Origin of the sequence: Novosphingobium sp. B1, assembly GCF_900176395.1 — a bacterium.
Lineage (GTDB): Bacteria > Pseudomonadota > Alphaproteobacteria > Sphingomonadales > Sphingomonadaceae > Novosphingobium.
Genome location: NZ_FWXL01000004.1, coordinates 227,909 through 242,327, shown reverse-complemented (window position 1 = coordinate 242,327; position 14,419 = coordinate 227,909). Strand labels below are relative to the sequence as shown.

General features: G+C 65.0%; 14 protein-coding genes and 1 tRNA gene. 9 read left to right on the top strand and 6 right to left on the bottom strand.

What is annotated here, in order from left to right; translation table 11 throughout:
• Position 1 precedes the first annotated feature (1 nt).
• The 5 genes from B9A23_RS09150 (at position 2) to B9A23_RS09130 (ending at position 3,878) form a co-directional block, all read left to right on the top strand.
• Positions 2-559 carry a chemotaxis protein CheD gene (locus B9A23_RS09150; RefSeq protein ID WP_084278552.1) on the top strand — a complete coding sequence of 186 codons (558 nt, stop codon included), beginning with the start codon at positions 2-4 and terminating at the stop codon, positions 557-559.
• Positions 560-580: 21 nt separating this feature from the next.
• Positions 581-952 carry a response regulator gene (locus tag B9A23_RS09145; RefSeq protein WP_084278551.1) on the top strand — a complete coding sequence of 124 codons (372 nt, stop codon included), beginning with the start codon at positions 581-583 and terminating at the stop codon, positions 950-952.
• 21 nt (positions 953-973) lie between these two features.
• Complete coding sequence (locus B9A23_RS09140) at positions 974-1,417, top strand: chemotaxis protein CheW (RefSeq protein WP_084278550.1); 444 nt, start codon at positions 974-976, stop codon at positions 1,415-1,417.
• A 19-nt stretch (positions 1,418-1,436) separates the two neighbouring features.
• The gene (locus B9A23_RS09135) at positions 1,437-1,688 is read left to right on the top strand and encodes a hypothetical protein (protein WP_084278549.1); all 252 of its coding nucleotides are present in this window, start codon (positions 1,437-1,439) and stop codon (positions 1,686-1,688) included.
• Positions 1,689-1,760: 72 nt separating this feature from the next.
• Entirely contained in the window at positions 1,761-3,878 is a 2,118-nt protein-coding gene (locus B9A23_RS09130; protein ID WP_254895058.1) for a TonB-dependent receptor plug domain-containing protein, read from the top strand.
• Here the strand turns inward: B9A23_RS09130 and B9A23_RS09125 are convergent, their stop codons facing one another.
• Positions 3,879-5,726: a beta-L-arabinofuranosidase domain-containing protein gene (locus tag B9A23_RS09125; protein WP_254895057.1), complete on the bottom strand. Its 1,848-nt coding sequence runs from the start codon at positions 5,724-5,726 to the stop codon at positions 3,879-3,881. It lies immediately after the preceding gene.
• A gap of 243 nt (positions 5,727-5,969) precedes the next feature.
• On the opposite strand from B9A23_RS09125, the gene B9A23_RS09120 reads away from it, so the two are divergent.
• Positions 5,970-6,641, top strand: coding sequence for a glutathione S-transferase family protein (locus tag B9A23_RS09120; RefSeq protein ID WP_084278548.1), 672 nt, complete (start codon positions 5,970-5,972; stop codon positions 6,639-6,641).
• A gap of 79 nt (positions 6,642-6,720) precedes the next feature.
• Here the strand turns inward: B9A23_RS09120 and B9A23_RS09115 are convergent, their stop codons facing one another.
• Entirely contained in the window at positions 6,721-7,686 is a 966-nt protein-coding gene (locus B9A23_RS09115; RefSeq protein ID WP_084278547.1) for a complex I NDUFA9 subunit family protein, read from the bottom strand.
• Between the two features lie 231 nt (positions 7,687-7,917).
• Here B9A23_RS09115 and B9A23_RS09110 point away from each other — a divergent pair.
• A tRNA-Leu gene (locus tag B9A23_RS09110) sits at positions 7,918-8,004 on the top strand.
• A 155-nt stretch (positions 8,005-8,159) separates the two neighbouring features.
• Here the strand turns inward: B9A23_RS09110 and B9A23_RS09105 are convergent.
• From B9A23_RS09105 to B9A23_RS09090, 4 genes are all read right to left on the bottom strand, one after another.
• Complete coding sequence (locus tag B9A23_RS09105; RefSeq protein ID WP_084278546.1) at positions 8,160-8,762, bottom strand: hypothetical protein; 603 nt, start codon at positions 8,760-8,762, stop codon at positions 8,160-8,162.
• Complete coding sequence (locus tag B9A23_RS09100; protein WP_084278545.1) at positions 8,759-10,117, bottom strand: sensor histidine kinase; 1,359 nt, start codon at positions 10,115-10,117, stop codon at positions 8,759-8,761. Before B9A23_RS09100 ends, B9A23_RS09105 begins: the two co-directional genes overlap by 4 nt.
• Positions 10,114-10,800, bottom strand: a complete 687-nt coding sequence (locus tag B9A23_RS09095) for a response regulator transcription factor (RefSeq protein WP_084278709.1) — start codon at positions 10,798-10,800, stop codon at positions 10,114-10,116. The genes B9A23_RS09100 and B9A23_RS09095 overlap by 4 nt, the downstream gene beginning before the upstream one ends.
• A gap of 117 nt (positions 10,801-10,917) precedes the next feature.
• The gene (locus B9A23_RS09090) at positions 10,918-11,823 is read right to left on the bottom strand and encodes an SH3 domain-containing protein (RefSeq protein ID WP_084278544.1); all 906 of its coding nucleotides are present in this window, start codon (positions 11,821-11,823) and stop codon (positions 10,918-10,920) included.
• A 208-nt stretch (positions 11,824-12,031) separates the two neighbouring features.
• On the opposite strand from B9A23_RS09090, the gene B9A23_RS09085 reads away from it, so the two are divergent.
• Complete coding sequence (locus B9A23_RS09085; RefSeq protein ID WP_084278543.1) at positions 12,032-12,946, top strand: LysR family transcriptional regulator; 915 nt, start codon at positions 12,032-12,034, stop codon at positions 12,944-12,946.
• 104 nt (positions 12,947-13,050) lie between these two features.
• Entirely contained in the window at positions 13,051-14,370 is a 1,320-nt protein-coding gene (locus tag B9A23_RS09080; protein WP_084278542.1) for a family 1 glycosylhydrolase, read from the top strand.
• Positions 14,371-14,419 lie beyond the last annotated feature (49 nt).

The following is a 14,419-nucleotide window of genomic DNA, read 5'->3' as shown; positions in this document are numbered from 1 at the left end:
GATGAGCGCGGAAATCCCCATCCCCGGCGCTCCCCCGCTTGAACGGGTAACCGTCATGCAGGGGCAGGCGCTTGCCAGCGCCAGTCCGTCGATCGAGTATTCGACCGTGCTCGGCTCGTGTGTCGCGACCTGCCTCTACGATCCCGAGGCACGGGTTGGCGGCATGAACCATTTCCTGCTGTCGGAACCGCCGGCCAATGCACCCGGCACCCAGGTCGACGAGCACTACGGCGTCTACCTGATGGAGCTGCTGGTAAACGAGATGCTGTCGAAGGGGGCGCGCAAGGCCAATCTGCGCGCCCACCTCTATGGCGGTGCCAACGTTAACCGCAACATGATGCGAATCGGCACGATGAATGCCGACTTCGCACGAGATTTCCTGCGCCGTGAAGGCATCCGCCTGATGCGCGAGGACTTGGGGGGCAACAATGCCCGCCGCGTCGATTTCCGCCCGGCCTCGGGCCAGGTCCGCCTCCGCACGGTGGAAGACCGGTTCGCGCCTCCTGTCCAACCCACCCCGCGCCCGGCGGTCGCCCGCGGCGACGTCGAACTGTTCTGATCCCGAGAAGCGAGTCCCTCCATGAGCAACACCACCCGGATCCTTACCGTAGACGACAGCCCCTCGATGCGGGCGCTCCTGAACCATGCGCTTTCGGGCCACGGCTTCGACGTGTCCCAGGCCGAAGACGGCATGGCCGCGCTTGACTGGCTGGCCATGAACGAGGTCGATGTCGTCATCACCGATATCAACATGCCCCGTCTCGACGGCTTCGGCCTGATCGAGCGCCTGCGCGAAGGCAGCCGTCACCGCGATCGCCCGATCCTCGTGCTGACGACCGAAAGTTCGGACGAGAAGAAGGCCCGTGCCCGTGCTGCCGGCGCCACCGGCTGGATCGTCAAGCCGTTCGATCCCGAAAAGCTGGTCGCCGCGGTCCGCCGCGTGGCCCACTGATTTGAAACAGGAGCGAAAACCATGCTGCGCGAACTGATAACCTTCGAAGTTGAAGGTCAGGTCTTCGGTCTTGATATCATGGCCATCCGCGAAATCCGCGCGTGGTCGCCGACAACCCGCCTGCCCCGCGTGCCGTCCTATGTGGCCGGTGTCGTCAATCTGCGCGGTACGGTCCTGCCGGTGATCGATCTTGCCGCCCGCCTGGGCTGGCGCGCCACCGAAGCCACGCCCCGCCACGCCATCATCGTCACCCAGCAGGGGGCGCAGATCTCGGGCTGGATCGTCGATTCGGTGAGCGACATCGTCACACTCGACAGCGATGCGCTGCAGCCGCCACCGCCGACATCTGCCGGCGATACGGTCGTACCTTTCCTCGAAGGCCTTGCCGCGATTGAAGAACGCATGGTCATGGTGCTGAACCTGGCCTCGCTGTCCGACGGTGCCCACGTCGCCGAAGCTGCCTGAGCCAAGGGAGGATCTCCTGATGGCGCAGGCCACTCACCGTCAGATTGCGGTCGTGCTCGAAGAGCTTGCTGAAGAGGTCGAAGCCCTCGGCTCTGCGCTGTGCACCGACATGGACATCGCCTTGAAGCACATGGACAAGCTTCAGGCGATCGATCTGATCGCGCAGAAGCAGCGATCGCTTGGGCGTCTGCTCGTGGCCGATCGCCCGGCCGAGGAGATCGAGCGGATCGCGATCGACGTGCTGCGTGACAGGATGCGCCTTTCGGGCTGATCTTCCTGCGCGAACAGCCTTGGTCGGCCTGCGCATGTCGTTGGTCGAGCCTTGCACGTAACCGCTGCCGGGATGATCCATCGGCGGGGCATGAAGTTTCCGCAGAAACAATTTGCCCTGCTTTCCGGCTGCGCACTGCTCGCCCTTGCCATGCCCGCGCAAGCCGAGGAGCCGGTGCCTGAAACCGCGCCGCCCGCCGCTCAGTCAACCGGCAATCGCGCCACTTTCACCCCGGCAGACTTTGAACGCTTCGCCCCGCGCAATGCGCTCGACATGCTGCGCCAGGTTCCCGGCTTTACCATCCGCGAGGGCGAGGAAGCACGCGGTCTTGGGCAGGCCAGCGGCAATGTCCTCGTCAACTCCAAGCGCCTCTCCTCGAAGTCCGACGATATCTACACCCAGCTCTCGCGCATTCCGGCATCCACTGTCGAGCGCATCGAACTGGTCGACGGTGCCACGCTCGACATTCCCGGCCTGACCGGTCAGGTCGCCAACGTCGTCGCGCGCTCGTCCAGCTTTTCCGGCCAGTTCCGCTACAATCCCGAATTCCGGCCGCACTATGCCGATCCGCGCTATACCAGTGGCGAAGTCTCGGTATCGGGCCGCAAGGGGCCGGTCGAATACACCGTCAGCCTGACCAACAACGCCAATCGCGGGGCGGCCGGTGGGCCGACCATCATCACCGATCGCAACGGCGCTGTCATCCAGACGCGGCAGGATGTGGTCAAGGCCAGCCGCGATGACCCCAAGCTTGCCGTGCGCCTGACCATCGACGGGCCGGGCCAGTCGATCGCCAACCTCAATGGCTCGTTCCAGCGCGTACCTCGCCAGTTCACCGAACATTCGGTGCGCACCAATGCCGATGGGTCGACCGCGGTGCGTGATCTGCTCGACAAGTCCTCGGCCCGGAACTGGGAGTTGGGCGGCGATTACGAGTTCGGCCTTGGACCGGGGCGACTCAAGCTGATCGGCCTCAACCGCCAGGAGCACGAACCCTACAGCCAGCAGGTCATCACCACATTCGGCAATGGCGATCCAGCAATCGGCGATCGCTTCGCCCAGACCGGCGACAGTTCCGAACGCATCGCCCGCGCCGAATATTCATGGAAGATGCTGGGCGGCGACTGGCAACTGGCAGGCGAGGGCGCCTTCAATTCGTTGAAGAACGTCGCCACGCTGGCTGAACTGGATGGAACCCGCCAGTTCGTCGACGTCCCCTTCCCCGAAGGAACGGGCGGCGTGAAGGAAGACCGCTACGACGCGAGCCTGTCATTCAGCCGTCCGCTGTCCCGCAAGCTGACGCTGCAACTGATCGCCGGGGCAGAAAAGTCCACGCTCATGCAGACCGGCGCCACCGGCACGCAAGCCAACCTCAGCCGCTCGTTCTTCCGGCCCAAGGGCTCGCTCTCGCTCGGCTGGAAGGCGGCGAAGAGCCTGGATGTCTCGTTCAAGATCAAGCGCTCGGTCGGGCAGTTGTCGTTCTATGATTTCCTTGCCCGCCGTTTCCTCGACGATGGCAATGCCAACAGCGGCAACGCCGATCTCGTGCCGCAGCAGGACTGGTCCGCCGAACTCGAACTGAATCGCACGTTCGGCGCCCTGGGTTCAACCAAGCTGCGTCTCGTCGGGCGCCAGGTGCAGGACTACGTGACTGTCGTGCCGATCGGGGCGAACGGCGAATCCATTGGCAACATCGGCTCGGCGCGCGAACGCCAGATCGTCAGCAATACCACGCTGCAGTTCGATCCGCTCGGCCTCAAGGGCGCGCGCCTCGATTTCAACGTCGAACTGACTTTCACGTCGTTGCGCGATCCCTGCGATCCGGCCCACCGCATTCCTTATGGCGGCATTACTGATCGTTACTGGGAATTGAGCTTCCGCGAGGATTTCCCTGGGACCGACTGGGCTGCCGGCGCTTCCTACGAATACAATCACGCCTCGCTCTACCATCGCCGCTTCGAGCGTGGCCGCAGCTTCGAAGGCCCTGTGTTTGCCGGCGTCTACATCGAGCACAAGAACGTGTTCGGCCTGACCGTTAAAGCCAGCGCCAACAACCTCCTCAACGGTCGCCAGCGCTGGGACCGCGAAGTCTTCGCCGGTCCCCGTCCGAATGCGCCTATTGCCTTCATCGAAACCCGCGACCGCCTGATCGGCCCGATCTTCACGCTGACGGTGAAGGGAAATATTTGATCAGCCAAGCTTCCAGTACGTTGCATAGCGCTGGTGGGCGATCCGGAAGTAGGGGAGGAGCCTGACAGTCGCGCCATCTGCTGTGGGGAGTTCGAATTGTAGCGGGGTGTGCGTCCTGCCGATTCGGCGGGCCAGATCACCACCCGTCCCGACAAGGCGCGGTACATCCACGGACTCGTTGTTGTAGCTGCCGTACAACCGCTCGTTCACGACGATGTCGCTTCCCGGAGCGACAGCGCCGAATGCACCTGCCAGCACAATCGGGCCGTGCTTGAAGGCGACGATGTCATCCGCAGCGGTCAGCGGTTGCGCATGGGTTTCCATTGCCAGAACCAGCGTCACCCGGTCACTGTTGCGCCACTCTCGGCTGATCGGAACGAACCGTCCCGGCTCGGTCGAAGTCAGGATTTCGGCCCCATTGACCAGTACCGTGGCGCTGCGGCTCCAGCCGGGATGGCGCAAGTTGAGCGTGGCTGACAACGGTCTGTCGCAATTCCAGACCAGCGTCGTTTGCGGCGCCTCGGGAAATGCCGTTTCCTGCGTCAGCTCCGCGCCTTTGGCCCGCCAATTCAGCGTGGATGGAATGAACAGGTTGACCCACAGGCTATCACCATCGTGAAAGTAGATGGAATCACGATATTTGACGTGGTTCTCCATCCCGGTCCCGGTGCAGCACCAGAAGGATTCCTCGGACGTGTGGTAAAGCTTCATGTATCCGGGGCGCGCCCCCTGGAAATAGGTCGCCATGCCGCTGTCCGGGTCCTGCGAGGCAAGAATACCGTTGTACAGCGTGCCTTCGTAGTAATCGGCATATTCCGCTTTCGGCTCGGCCATGAACAGCGCGCGCGTCAGCTTGAGCATGTTGTGCTGGCAGCAGGTTTCCGATCCCTTGGCCGAGAAGACGTGCGCCGCCCCGTCGGCCACCGGGAAGAAGTGTTCATTGTCGCCATGCCCGCCGGTCGCAAAGGAGCGCGCCCCTATGACAGTGCGCCAGAAGAAGTCAGCCGCGCGATGGTACTCCGCCGATCCTGTCACCTCGTGGACCCGCTGGAAGCCGACGATTTTGGGAACCTGCGTATTGGCATGCAGCCCGTCGAGATTGTCGCGTTCTCGCGCCAGTGGTCGCAGGATCGCCTTGTGCGAGAATCGCTCCGCCAGCGTGCGGTACTCCGCGTTGCCGGTCATCGCATAGAGATCGGCATAGATTTCGTTCATCCCGCCATGCTCGGTCTCGAGCATGGCTTCGAATGCCTCGTCCGACAGATCGCGGGTGGCAACCACCCCCCAGTCGGCCAGCACCAGCAAAACTTGCCGGGCCTTGCTGCTCCCGGCCAGTTCCGCACCGTCGCGAAGGCCGGCATAGACCTTGTGCAGCGTGTACCACGGAACGCCGGTGATCGGCTCGCCGCGCAAGTGCGCCATGACCAGCGCCGCCCCCTTGGGAAAGGCGCAGACCAGACCCGATCCCGCAGCCTTCTGGCAGGCGGCAAGCTCCGTGGCGATGTAGTCCACCCTCGTACGGTACTCCGCGTGGCCTGTGGCGCGAAACGCCATCGCGCAGGCCGAGAGGTAGTGCCCCAGGGTATGGCCGTGGCAGTTGATATCCTCCCACAGCGGCTCGGACTCCCACCCGCCATAGACCGGCGCTTTCGGTTGCAGCCCGGCATTCTTGCGGAAGTTGTGCAGCATCCGGTCCGGCGAAAGTCGCAGCAGATAGGCCTCGGTCATCCGCTGGGCGTGAAGAAACGGGCTCTCCAACAGCGTTATGTCAGACATGTCGAACGCGGACAGGCGGCTGTGCCCCGCCAGCGCAGGTTTCTCTTTGGCGGCTGCAAGAGCGTCATCCATCCCCCATATCATTGCGAATGCGCTGGATCCTGCAAGGAATGCGCGGCGGGAAGTGGCGAGGTCAAAAGGTCGCTCGGTCATTGCTGCCATCTGTCGTTCATCGGAATTAATCAGACTAACGAGCGATTATGTTGCTGTCACTATTGCATCGCGCCAGCGCGCACCGGGAACCGCAAGTCAGGATGGCTGCAAGTTGCACGCCCGTCCTTGACCCTGCGGCTCTCCCCGCGCAAAGCTTCAGCCATGTGGCAACTTTATCAATTTCCCCTGTGCCCGTTCAGCCGCAAGGTGCGGCTTCTCCTTGCCGAGAAGGGCGTTGCCTATGATCTCGTGCGGGAAAATCCGTGGGAGCGCCGCGAAGGGTTCGGGCATCTCAGTCCCGCTTACCGCACGCCTGCGATCCATAACACCGAACGTGGCATTAGCCTGGCCGACAGCCGGGCGATCTGCGAATACTTCGAGGAAACGGTCGACAAGACCCCGATGATCAATGGCACCGCCGTCAACCGGGCCGAGATTCGACGCCTCGTCGCGCTGTTCGATGAAAGCTTCTACGCCGATGTCACGCTGCCGCTGCTGGAAGAGCGGATGAAGAAGCGGCTGGTCTATCGCAGCCCGCCCGACAGCAAACGCCTGCGCAATTCGATGCGGCTGGCGGACGAGCACCTCTATTACATCGACTACCTGATCGATAACCGCCCGTGGCTGGCGGGCTCTACCATGAGCCTTGCCGACCTTGCCGCCGCCGCGCAGATCTCGGTGGCCGATTACCTCGGTGGAATCGACTGGTCGGGCCACGAACAGGCGCGCGGCTGGTACTCGGTGTTCAAGAGCCGGCCCAGCTTCCGCCCCCTGCTGGCAGAGCGGATGGACGTAATCCAGCCGCCCAGCCACTACGCCGACGTTAACGCCTGAAGGTGAGGGGCAGGTTAGGGGTAGGTCAGCGGTAGGTTCGGGGCAGGTCCGCTTACGGTTCGCGCAGCCGGGCCGCAGGTCAAGCCGACTTTGCCCGCACCCCGAAGCGGCCGAACTTGCGATAGCGAGTCATCCAGCGGTCGAGAAACAGACCGAGCGGGCGCGGCGTCACGCCAAGCCCTTCGATCCCCGGCAAGGTACCCGTCGCAAAGTTTCCGGCCTTGAGCAGCTTCCACTGAGCCGTGCTCATCGGCGCGCCCGGCAGCCAGCCGGTCAGCGCCGCGAACGCCGCCGACACGCCGTCGGGCAGCTCGGCCAGCACCGGCGTCCGGCCAGTGGCCTTGGCGATGCGGCGGTTGAGCTCGCCCATGGTGATGACCTCGGGGCCGGCCAGTTCGTAGGTCTTCCCGCCGTGCGCCTGCGGGTCGGCCAAGGCATTGCCCACCGCTTCTGCGGCATCGTCGACGAAGACCGGCTGCAGCCGGGCCGCGGGGCCGAACACCGGCAGCACCGGCAGGCGGGCCATCAGGTTGCCGAACATGTTGAGGAAGTTGTCGTCCTCGCCGAACAGGATCGACGGACGGACCACAGTCGCGTTCGGAAAGGCGCCGAAAACAGCGGCTTCGCCTTCGGCCTTGGTGCGGGCGTAGGGCACGTCGGACCCGGCATCCGCGCCCAGGGCTGAGACGTGAACAAAGGCGCTGGCGCCGGCCGCAGCGGCGGCCTCGGCCACGCGGGCAACACCCTTGCCCTGCAGCGAATCGAGATCGCCGGCAAAGGCCCCGACGAGATTGACGACGGCATCGACGCCGATCAGCGCCTTGGCCAGGGTTTGCGGCTTGAGCACGTCGACAGCGACGAACTGCGTCTGCCCCAGCGAGCCCAGCGGCTTCAGGCGATAGGCTCGTTCGGGGTGACGGCTGCAAACCCGCACCCGCGCCCCGCGCGACAGCAGTTCCTGCGCAAGGTGCGTGCCGAAGAAGCCGCTGCCGCCAACCAGCGCAACCAGCCTGCCTTCGAGATCGCGCGTCCTGCCACTTGCCATTGTGCCCGTATCCTGCCTGTGCGCCCGGAGAAATCCGGACCTGTCGCGCCGCCTTTGCCACAGCAGCAGGCGCGGTTTCAATGGCGAAACACCCCCAACCGGCATGTGTTGCCAGACTCCGGCGAAAAAGAGTGCGCACTCGATGGATTTGCCCTGTTGACACCCCGCAGCCGGTGCCTTAGTGGCGCCCTCCTACCCGGCAGGGACGGCCCTTTTGCCCCTTGCTACCGTGCCCAGATGGCGGAATTGGTAGACGCACCAGCTTCAGGTGCTGGCGCTCGCAAGGGCGTGGAGGTTCGAGTCCTCTTCTGGGCACCATTCTTTCTCCGGCGGAATGCGCCGGAGTGTTTCCCGATTATTCTGACCTGCAGGTGTCATCGTGGCGCATGGGACCATGGTGTCGTGCTTCAGCATGAGGAACCGCGCCGGGACCGTGCCCGGTGTGCTGCAGATGCTTGCCGAAGCGGCCGGTGTCAGTCGATCACGATGTAGTAGCCGGCACTGTTGCCGGAAGGGTTGCTGAGCACGATCTCGAACCGGCCGCTGAACAGCGGGGTCCACATGCATTCGCGGTTGCGCGCCTTGGCGGGCGGACAAACCGGCCTGGCTTCGCCATCGAGCACGGTGAAGTCGAGCGCGGCAAGGCCGGGCGTGGCAATGGCGACGCGCGCGGTGCGGCCGCCGTCGAAAAGCTGCGGCAGGCGCACGGTTGCGCCCGGATCAAGCTTCCCGGCCCGGTAGGCGGGCCCGAGCACACGCCCGCGATAGGGCGGTCTATCCGGCATGGTCGCCGTGGTGCGCCAGGCCGCCACCGGATCAGCGCTGCCTTCCATGGGGCGCGCACCGAAGGCATCGAGCGCAGCAAGGATGCGGCCAAGCCGGCGCGGATCGTTGCGCGAAGTCTCGGCCGCGACGAGAATCGTCGCCACGGCAGCTGCCGGTTCGCTCGTGCCCGAGAGACCAGGGACGGCGCCCGGCGGTGAAGCCTGCGTGGGCCAACCGCCCAGCAGCGCGCCGCCGGTGATGACGCAAAGCAAAGACCGTATCGCCATGGGGGCCAGTTTCGAATGGATCATGGGGCAGGCTCCAGGATGAATTGTGCGCCGCGCGGTGTATCGCCCAGGCGGAGAATGAGGCCGTGTCGTTCGGCGATGGCTCGCGCAAGAGCGAGGCCGAGGCCGTGGCCGGGCCGGTCGCCCGGCGCGCTGGCCCGGGCGAAGCGTTCGAACACCCGGTCGCGCTGGTCGTGCGGGATGCCGGGGCCATCATCCTCGATCACGACGCGAGGGCCATCGGACAGCAGCAGTTTCACCTCGCCACCCCGGGGGACGTACTTGATGGCATTGTCGAGCAGATTGGATAGCAGGCGCGTGATCTGCATGCGTTCGCCGAGCATGGAGACACCCGGTGTGATCGCGGTTTCGAGGGACAGGCCAGCATCTTCGGCGCTGCCTTCGTAAAGCTCGGCGAGATTGCCCGCGAGCGCGCTGAGATCGATGCGGGCAAGGCCGGCGAGATCGCCGCGCTGACTTTCCGCCGAGGCGATGTCGAGCAGCGAATCGAGCATGGTGGTGATCGAGCGGATATCCTTGCGTGCCTCGCCCAGCGGGCCGCCAGCGGGTTCGGGACGCGCCTGCATTGCGGCACCCAGCCGGTTGTCGAGGTGCATGAGCGGAGTGCGGACTTCGTGCGCGACGTGTTCGGAGACGTGCTTGTAGGCCTTGAGCAACTGCGCCTGCCGTGCCAGCAGCCGCGCACCATGGCCGGCCATCTCATCGATTTCGTCGCCCCCGCGCTGGCGTGCCGGGAAGCTGGCGGCGCGCCCGTCGGCGGCGGCACCAAGCGCTGCGTTGACCGCATCCATGCGCCGGGCAAGGTGGCGCGAGGTAAACCACGCGACGAGGGCCACTGCCCCGACAATCGCCGCGCCGACGCCGAGAAAGGCAGCCGAAAGCACGGCCAGCGCGGTGCTGTCCCGATCATATTCACGTGCGGCGAGCAATTGCAGGTCGGGCGCCAGGCGGGTGCCCTGCGCATAGACCGCCGTACCGTTGGCGAGCGAGATGAAACCTTCTTCCGAACGGGCAGCGTTGACCTGCGGCCATTGCCGAATGTCGCCGGCAAGACGCCTGCCAGCGCCGTCTGCGACCATGTAGTGCGAGCGTCGGCCTTCCAGGCTGACCACGTCCTGCCGGTCGGCCACCCGGCGCAGCAGTTCATCGCGGCCCCCGGTGGCGTAGATATCGATCAGTCCGGCAAGATCGGTCGACACCATCGCCGATAGCGAAGCCCGGGTCTGGCGCTGCACAGTGATGGTAGTGACGGCGAAGAGCACGGCAACCGCGATCACCGCGATCAGGATCGAGGCGACGGTAAGCTGGCCGAAGATCGAACGGCCACGGGACCGGGGACGGGCGCGGCTTGCGCTCATTCGCCTCTCGTCAGCCGGTACCCGGCGCCCCAGATCGTTTCGAGCGCAGGCGAGGCAAAGCCATCCTCGAGCTTGCGGCGCAGGCGGCCAATGTTCACGTCAACCACGTTGGTCTGCGGATCGAAGTTCATGTTCCACACATCGCGCAACAGCATTTCGCGCGTCACGGTTTCGCCTGCGTTCTCCATGAAGTAGCGGAACAGTGCGAATTCGCGTGGCGAAAGCGGAACATGGCGCCCGCTGCGAAAGGCGGTGCGCGCCTTGGTGTGACATTCGAAGGCGCCGTAGATGATCACTGCACCGTGCACGGCTCCGGCGGAGCGGCGATGCAGTGCGCGCAGGCGGGCGACCAGCTCCTGCGGCTCGTAGGGCTTGGCGAGGTAATCGTCGACGCCGGCCTCAAGCCCTTCAATGCGGTTCTCGCTGCGCCCCAGGGCCGAGAGCATGAGCACCGGGGTGCCAACGCCCGCGGCCCGCAGCCGCGAAACAATGGTCAAGCCATCGAGATCGGGCAGCATGCGATCGAGGATGATGACATCGAATGCTTCGGCCCCGGCGCGATGCAGCCCACCGGTCCCGGTCTGCTCCCACGCCAGACGGTCGCCATCGGCAAGGACCAGCGCCTGCACCGCCTCGGCGGCGCGAGGATCGTCCTCTACATACAGGATGTTGAGATTGCTCATCGTCCAGCAGCCCCCCGGATGCCCGGCATCGCCCTTGCGCCCTCGCATCGCGAAACCGTCCGACGCGATCTTTCACGCCGGACGGTCCGCATGCAACAGCTGTGTTGGCGTTCCGCGTCAGCGCATGTCCTCTACCGAGACCCAGCCCTTGGTGCCGAAGCTGTCCTGGACCTCGACGAACAGACCCTGCCGCTGGCCGGTGGGGGTGAGAGCGGTGCCGGCCCGGAGCGTGCGCAGCGTTGCAGACTTGAGGTCAGCCGATGCAAGCATCTTCGTGTCGATGGCGGTAGTGGCACTGGCAGCGGGTGCCGGCGTTGCCGATGACGCTGCCGGGACCAGCGAGGCCAATGCAGGGCCTTGGGCAGCGACGCCGTTGAAGGCCTTGATGAAGGCTTCGAGCAGCATCTGGCCATCCTTGCTGCCAGCATAGGCCGCGCCGGTGGCCCCGTTGGCAACTGCGCTTGCCACGCCACCACCGCTGCCGAACGAGATCGACGTCTTCTTGACCTCGCCGGTGCCCGAGGCGACCGTCTGGCCGTTCATCGGGCTTATCAGCCGAATGCCGGCGGCGACGACCTTCTTCTTTCCGCCAAGCCCGCCGAACATGCCAAGCATCGAGCCGCCGCCGGGTATGCCACGCAGCAGGCCGCTCGCCGCGCCGGAGCGCACGAGGCCTTCCATCGCCACGCCCTTGGCTTTCTCGATGGTCTGGTCGACCTCTTCCTTGTCACCGGCGATGACGTTCATCAGGAACGAAGCTGGCTTGCCGCTGGCCGGATCGTGCAGGGTGAAGCAGCCCGATTCCCGCGCCATCGCGGCGATCAGTTCGCGCGGAGAGCTGAGGCCGAACTTCGTCCAGCCTTGCGTTTCGCCTTCGACCAGGGCGACCGAGCCGAGGCTGCGATCGCACTTGGCAAGCGAGACCGGGGCTTCCTTTTCGGCGGCGTAGGCCGTGGCGGGAAGCCCTGAAAGCATGGCCGAAGCAAGCGCCAGGCCAAGAGTGATGCGGGAATTGCGGAACATGACAGGCCCCTCGAATGCGGCTGCCGCCGATGTGCGGCACGCTGCAGATTATGTGCCGTCATCATGAGGTTGGCCCACACAACAGTGCCGTCATGCCTGTGACAATCACTGTCATGGAGGTTAACGCGGTCGGAATACCCATTGGCTGAGGTTGTGGACGGCAAGGTAGGTATAGACAGGGGTTATGCCGGCGCGGTAAGTGAGCAGGATGAGCAGACCGCTTCCGCCCGTGCGCATCGATCCTCGTGCCGTCTCGACCTTCTGGAAGGTCTGCGAGACCGGATCGATCAGTGGCGCGGCGCGGGCGCTCAACCTTTCGCAACCTTCGGTGTCGAACACGATTGCCCAGCTCGAGCAGCGGCTGGGCGTGATCCTGTTCGCGCGTTCGCGCAGCGGGATCGTGCTGACGCGCGAGGGCGAGGCGCTGCGCGACCGAGCCGAGGGCATGGTGCGCCTGCTCGAGGCTGCTGCGGCCGAAGTGCGGCATGCCGCCGAGAAAGTCGCCGGCCCCTTGCGCATCGGGGGCACGCCCGGCGCACTGGTCAGCCTGCTGCCCGAAGCGGTGGCACGGCTTGAAGAGAGGGTGGGGCCCTTCGCACTGAGCGTGGTGGAACGGCCCGACTCGCAATTGGCCGATCTCCTGCGCAATGGCGCAATCGACATGGCCTTCGTGACCACGGGGATCGAGGAGTGCCCCGGCGACCTCAAGGAACTGACCGTCTCGAGCGATTCGTTCGCGCTCATCGTCGGGCGTCGGCACGATGCCTTGGGGGATGCAGTATCGCTGCGCGATGTCGCGCACCTGTCGTGGGTCCTGCCCGACGCGCAGGGCGCGTTTCGCCGGCAGGTGGATGCCCTGTTCCTAACTGCAGGCGTGGAAGTGCCGCAACACGCTATCCGCTGTGATTCGCTGCTTACGACCAAGGCGATCGTCCGGCATACCGACCGTGTCACCGTGCTGCCGCGCACGGTGGCAGCGGCCGAACTCTCTATCGGCGTGCTGCGCGCGATTTCCATTAGCGAGGCGGTGTTCGAACGCAGCGTGGGCGTGCGCTATCTTGCCGGCCAGCGGCTGACGCAACTGGGGCAGGCAATGCTTGGGGCGTTGGCACCATCCGCATGAGGGGCGCGCCATAGGTCTGGCCAATGAATATCTAGCAAACGGCTATTATACGTTATGGCTCCACTCGCCTAATCCCTTGCGCAAACCGCATGGGAGAATGTTTGATGATCGACCGCAGAAGCGTTCTGGCCGGAGGTGTGGCGCTGGCAGCAACCCCTGCAGTGGCGCGAGGGCGGAAGGGGAAGGCGGCGCCGGCATCGCCATCGTTTCCGCAAGGCTTCCTGTGGGGTGCATCAACCGCGCCGCACCAGATCGAGGGTAACAATACCTCTTCGGATCTGTGGTACCTGGAAAACCAGAAGCCGACGATCTTCGCCGAACCCTCGGGCGATGCTGCCAACAGCTTCCTGCTGTGGGAGCGCGATCTCGATCTTTCCAGGGCGATCGGCCTGAACACCTATCGCTTCGGCGTGGAGTGGGCGCGGATCGAGCCGGAGAAGGGCCAGTTCAGCCAGGCCATGCTCGACCACTATCGACGTATGGTGGAGGGCTGCCGCGCGCGTGGGCTGGCGCCCGTCATTACCTACAGCCACTTTTCCGCGCCGTTGTGGTTCAGTGCGCAAGGGGGTTGGACCAACCCCGAAAGCGCCGATCTGTTCGCCCGCTATGCGACCAAAGTGACGCAGGCGATGGGCGAGGCGATCCATTCGGTCATCACGCTGAACGAGCCGAACATCCTGCTGCTGCTCAAGCCCATGCTGCCAAAACCGGTCTGGGAAATCCAGCGGCTGACTATGACGACGGCGGCAAAGCGGCTGGGCGTGCCGCGCTTCGTCTGCGCCAACGTTGCCGCGCAGGACGACCTGGATGACCTGCAGCGCGGACTGCTGGCCGCGCACAAGGCGGGGCGGGCAGCGATCAAGGCAGTGCGGCCCGACCTCCCGGTTGGCGTGTCGCTTGCGATGCTCGATGACCAGGCCGTCGGCCGGAATTCGATCCGCGACCGGATGCGGCAGGAACTCTACGGGGCGTGGCTTGTACTGGCGAAGAGCGATGATTTCATCGGCGTGCAGAACTACGAGCGCGCCTTGTGGGGGGAGCAGGGCCGGCTGCCGCCACCGGCTGGGGCCGTGCTTAACTGGTCAGGCACCGAGGTGTGGCCGGGGTCTCTGGCGGGTGCGGTGCGCTATGCCCATGCGGTGACGGGCCGGCCCGTGCTTGTCTCCGAACATGGCGTGGGTTCGCCCGATGATGCGCTGCGAGCGGCCTTCATCCCGCCTGCGCTGGCGGAATTGAAAAAGGCGATCGACGATGGCGTGCCGGTGAGCGGCTATTGTCACTGGTCGCTGATCGACAACTTCGAGTGGATATTTGGCTACAAGCCCAAGTTCGGCCTCGCGTCGTTTGACCCCGTCACGTTCGAGCGCAAGGCCAAGCCGAGCGCGGCAGTGCTCGGTGCCATTGCCAGGGCCAACCGCCTGTAGAGCAATGACGTTGGCGGGCCGGCTCTGATCGGCCGACCCGCCTTGGCAA

Excerpts from the sequence above, each read along its gene's own strand:
- B9A23_RS09120 (WP_084278548.1), top strand. The coding sequence starts at position 5,970 with ATGTGGCAACTTTATCAATTTCCCCTGTGCCCGTTCAGCCGCAAGGTG.
- B9A23_RS09105 (WP_084278546.1), bottom strand. The coding sequence starts at position 8,762 with ATGATCCATTCGAAACTGGCCCCCATGGCGATACGGTCTTTGCTTTGC.
- B9A23_RS09090 (WP_084278544.1), bottom strand. The coding sequence starts at position 11,823 with ATGTTCCGCAATTCCCGCATCACTCTTGGCCTGGCGCTTGCTTCGGCC.
- B9A23_RS09080 (WP_084278542.1), top strand. The coding sequence starts at position 13,051 with ATGATCGACCGCAGAAGCGTTCTGGCCGGAGGTGTGGCGCTGGCAGCA.
- B9A23_RS09085 (WP_084278543.1), top strand. The coding sequence starts at position 12,032 with ATGAGCAGACCGCTTCCGCCCGTGCGCATCGATCCTCGTGCCGTCTCG.
- B9A23_RS09095 (WP_084278709.1), bottom strand. The coding sequence starts at position 10,800 with ATGAGCAATCTCAACATCCTGTATGTAGAGGACGATCCTCGCGCCGCC.
- B9A23_RS09140 (WP_084278550.1), top strand. The coding sequence starts at position 974 with ATGCTGCGCGAACTGATAACCTTCGAAGTTGAAGGTCAGGTCTTCGGT.
- B9A23_RS09150 (WP_084278552.1), top strand. The coding sequence starts at position 2 with ATGAGCGCGGAAATCCCCATCCCCGGCGCTCCCCCGCTTGAACGGGTA.
- B9A23_RS09125 (WP_254895057.1), bottom strand. The coding sequence starts at position 5,726 with ATGGATGACGCTCTTGCAGCCGCCAAAGAGAAACCTGCGCTGGCGGGG.
- B9A23_RS09145 (WP_084278551.1), top strand. The coding sequence starts at position 581 with ATGAGCAACACCACCCGGATCCTTACCGTAGACGACAGCCCCTCGATG.
- B9A23_RS09100 (WP_084278545.1), bottom strand. The coding sequence starts at position 10,117 with ATGAGCGCAAGCCGCGCCCGTCCCCGGTCCCGTGGCCGTTCGATCTTC.
- B9A23_RS09115 (WP_084278547.1), bottom strand. The coding sequence starts at position 7,686 with ATGGCAAGTGGCAGGACGCGCGATCTCGAAGGCAGGCTGGTTGCGCTG.
- B9A23_RS09130 (WP_254895058.1), top strand. The coding sequence starts at position 1,761 with ATGATCCATCGGCGGGGCATGAAGTTTCCGCAGAAACAATTTGCCCTG.
- B9A23_RS09135 (WP_084278549.1), top strand. The coding sequence starts at position 1,437 with ATGGCGCAGGCCACTCACCGTCAGATTGCGGTCGTGCTCGAAGAGCTT.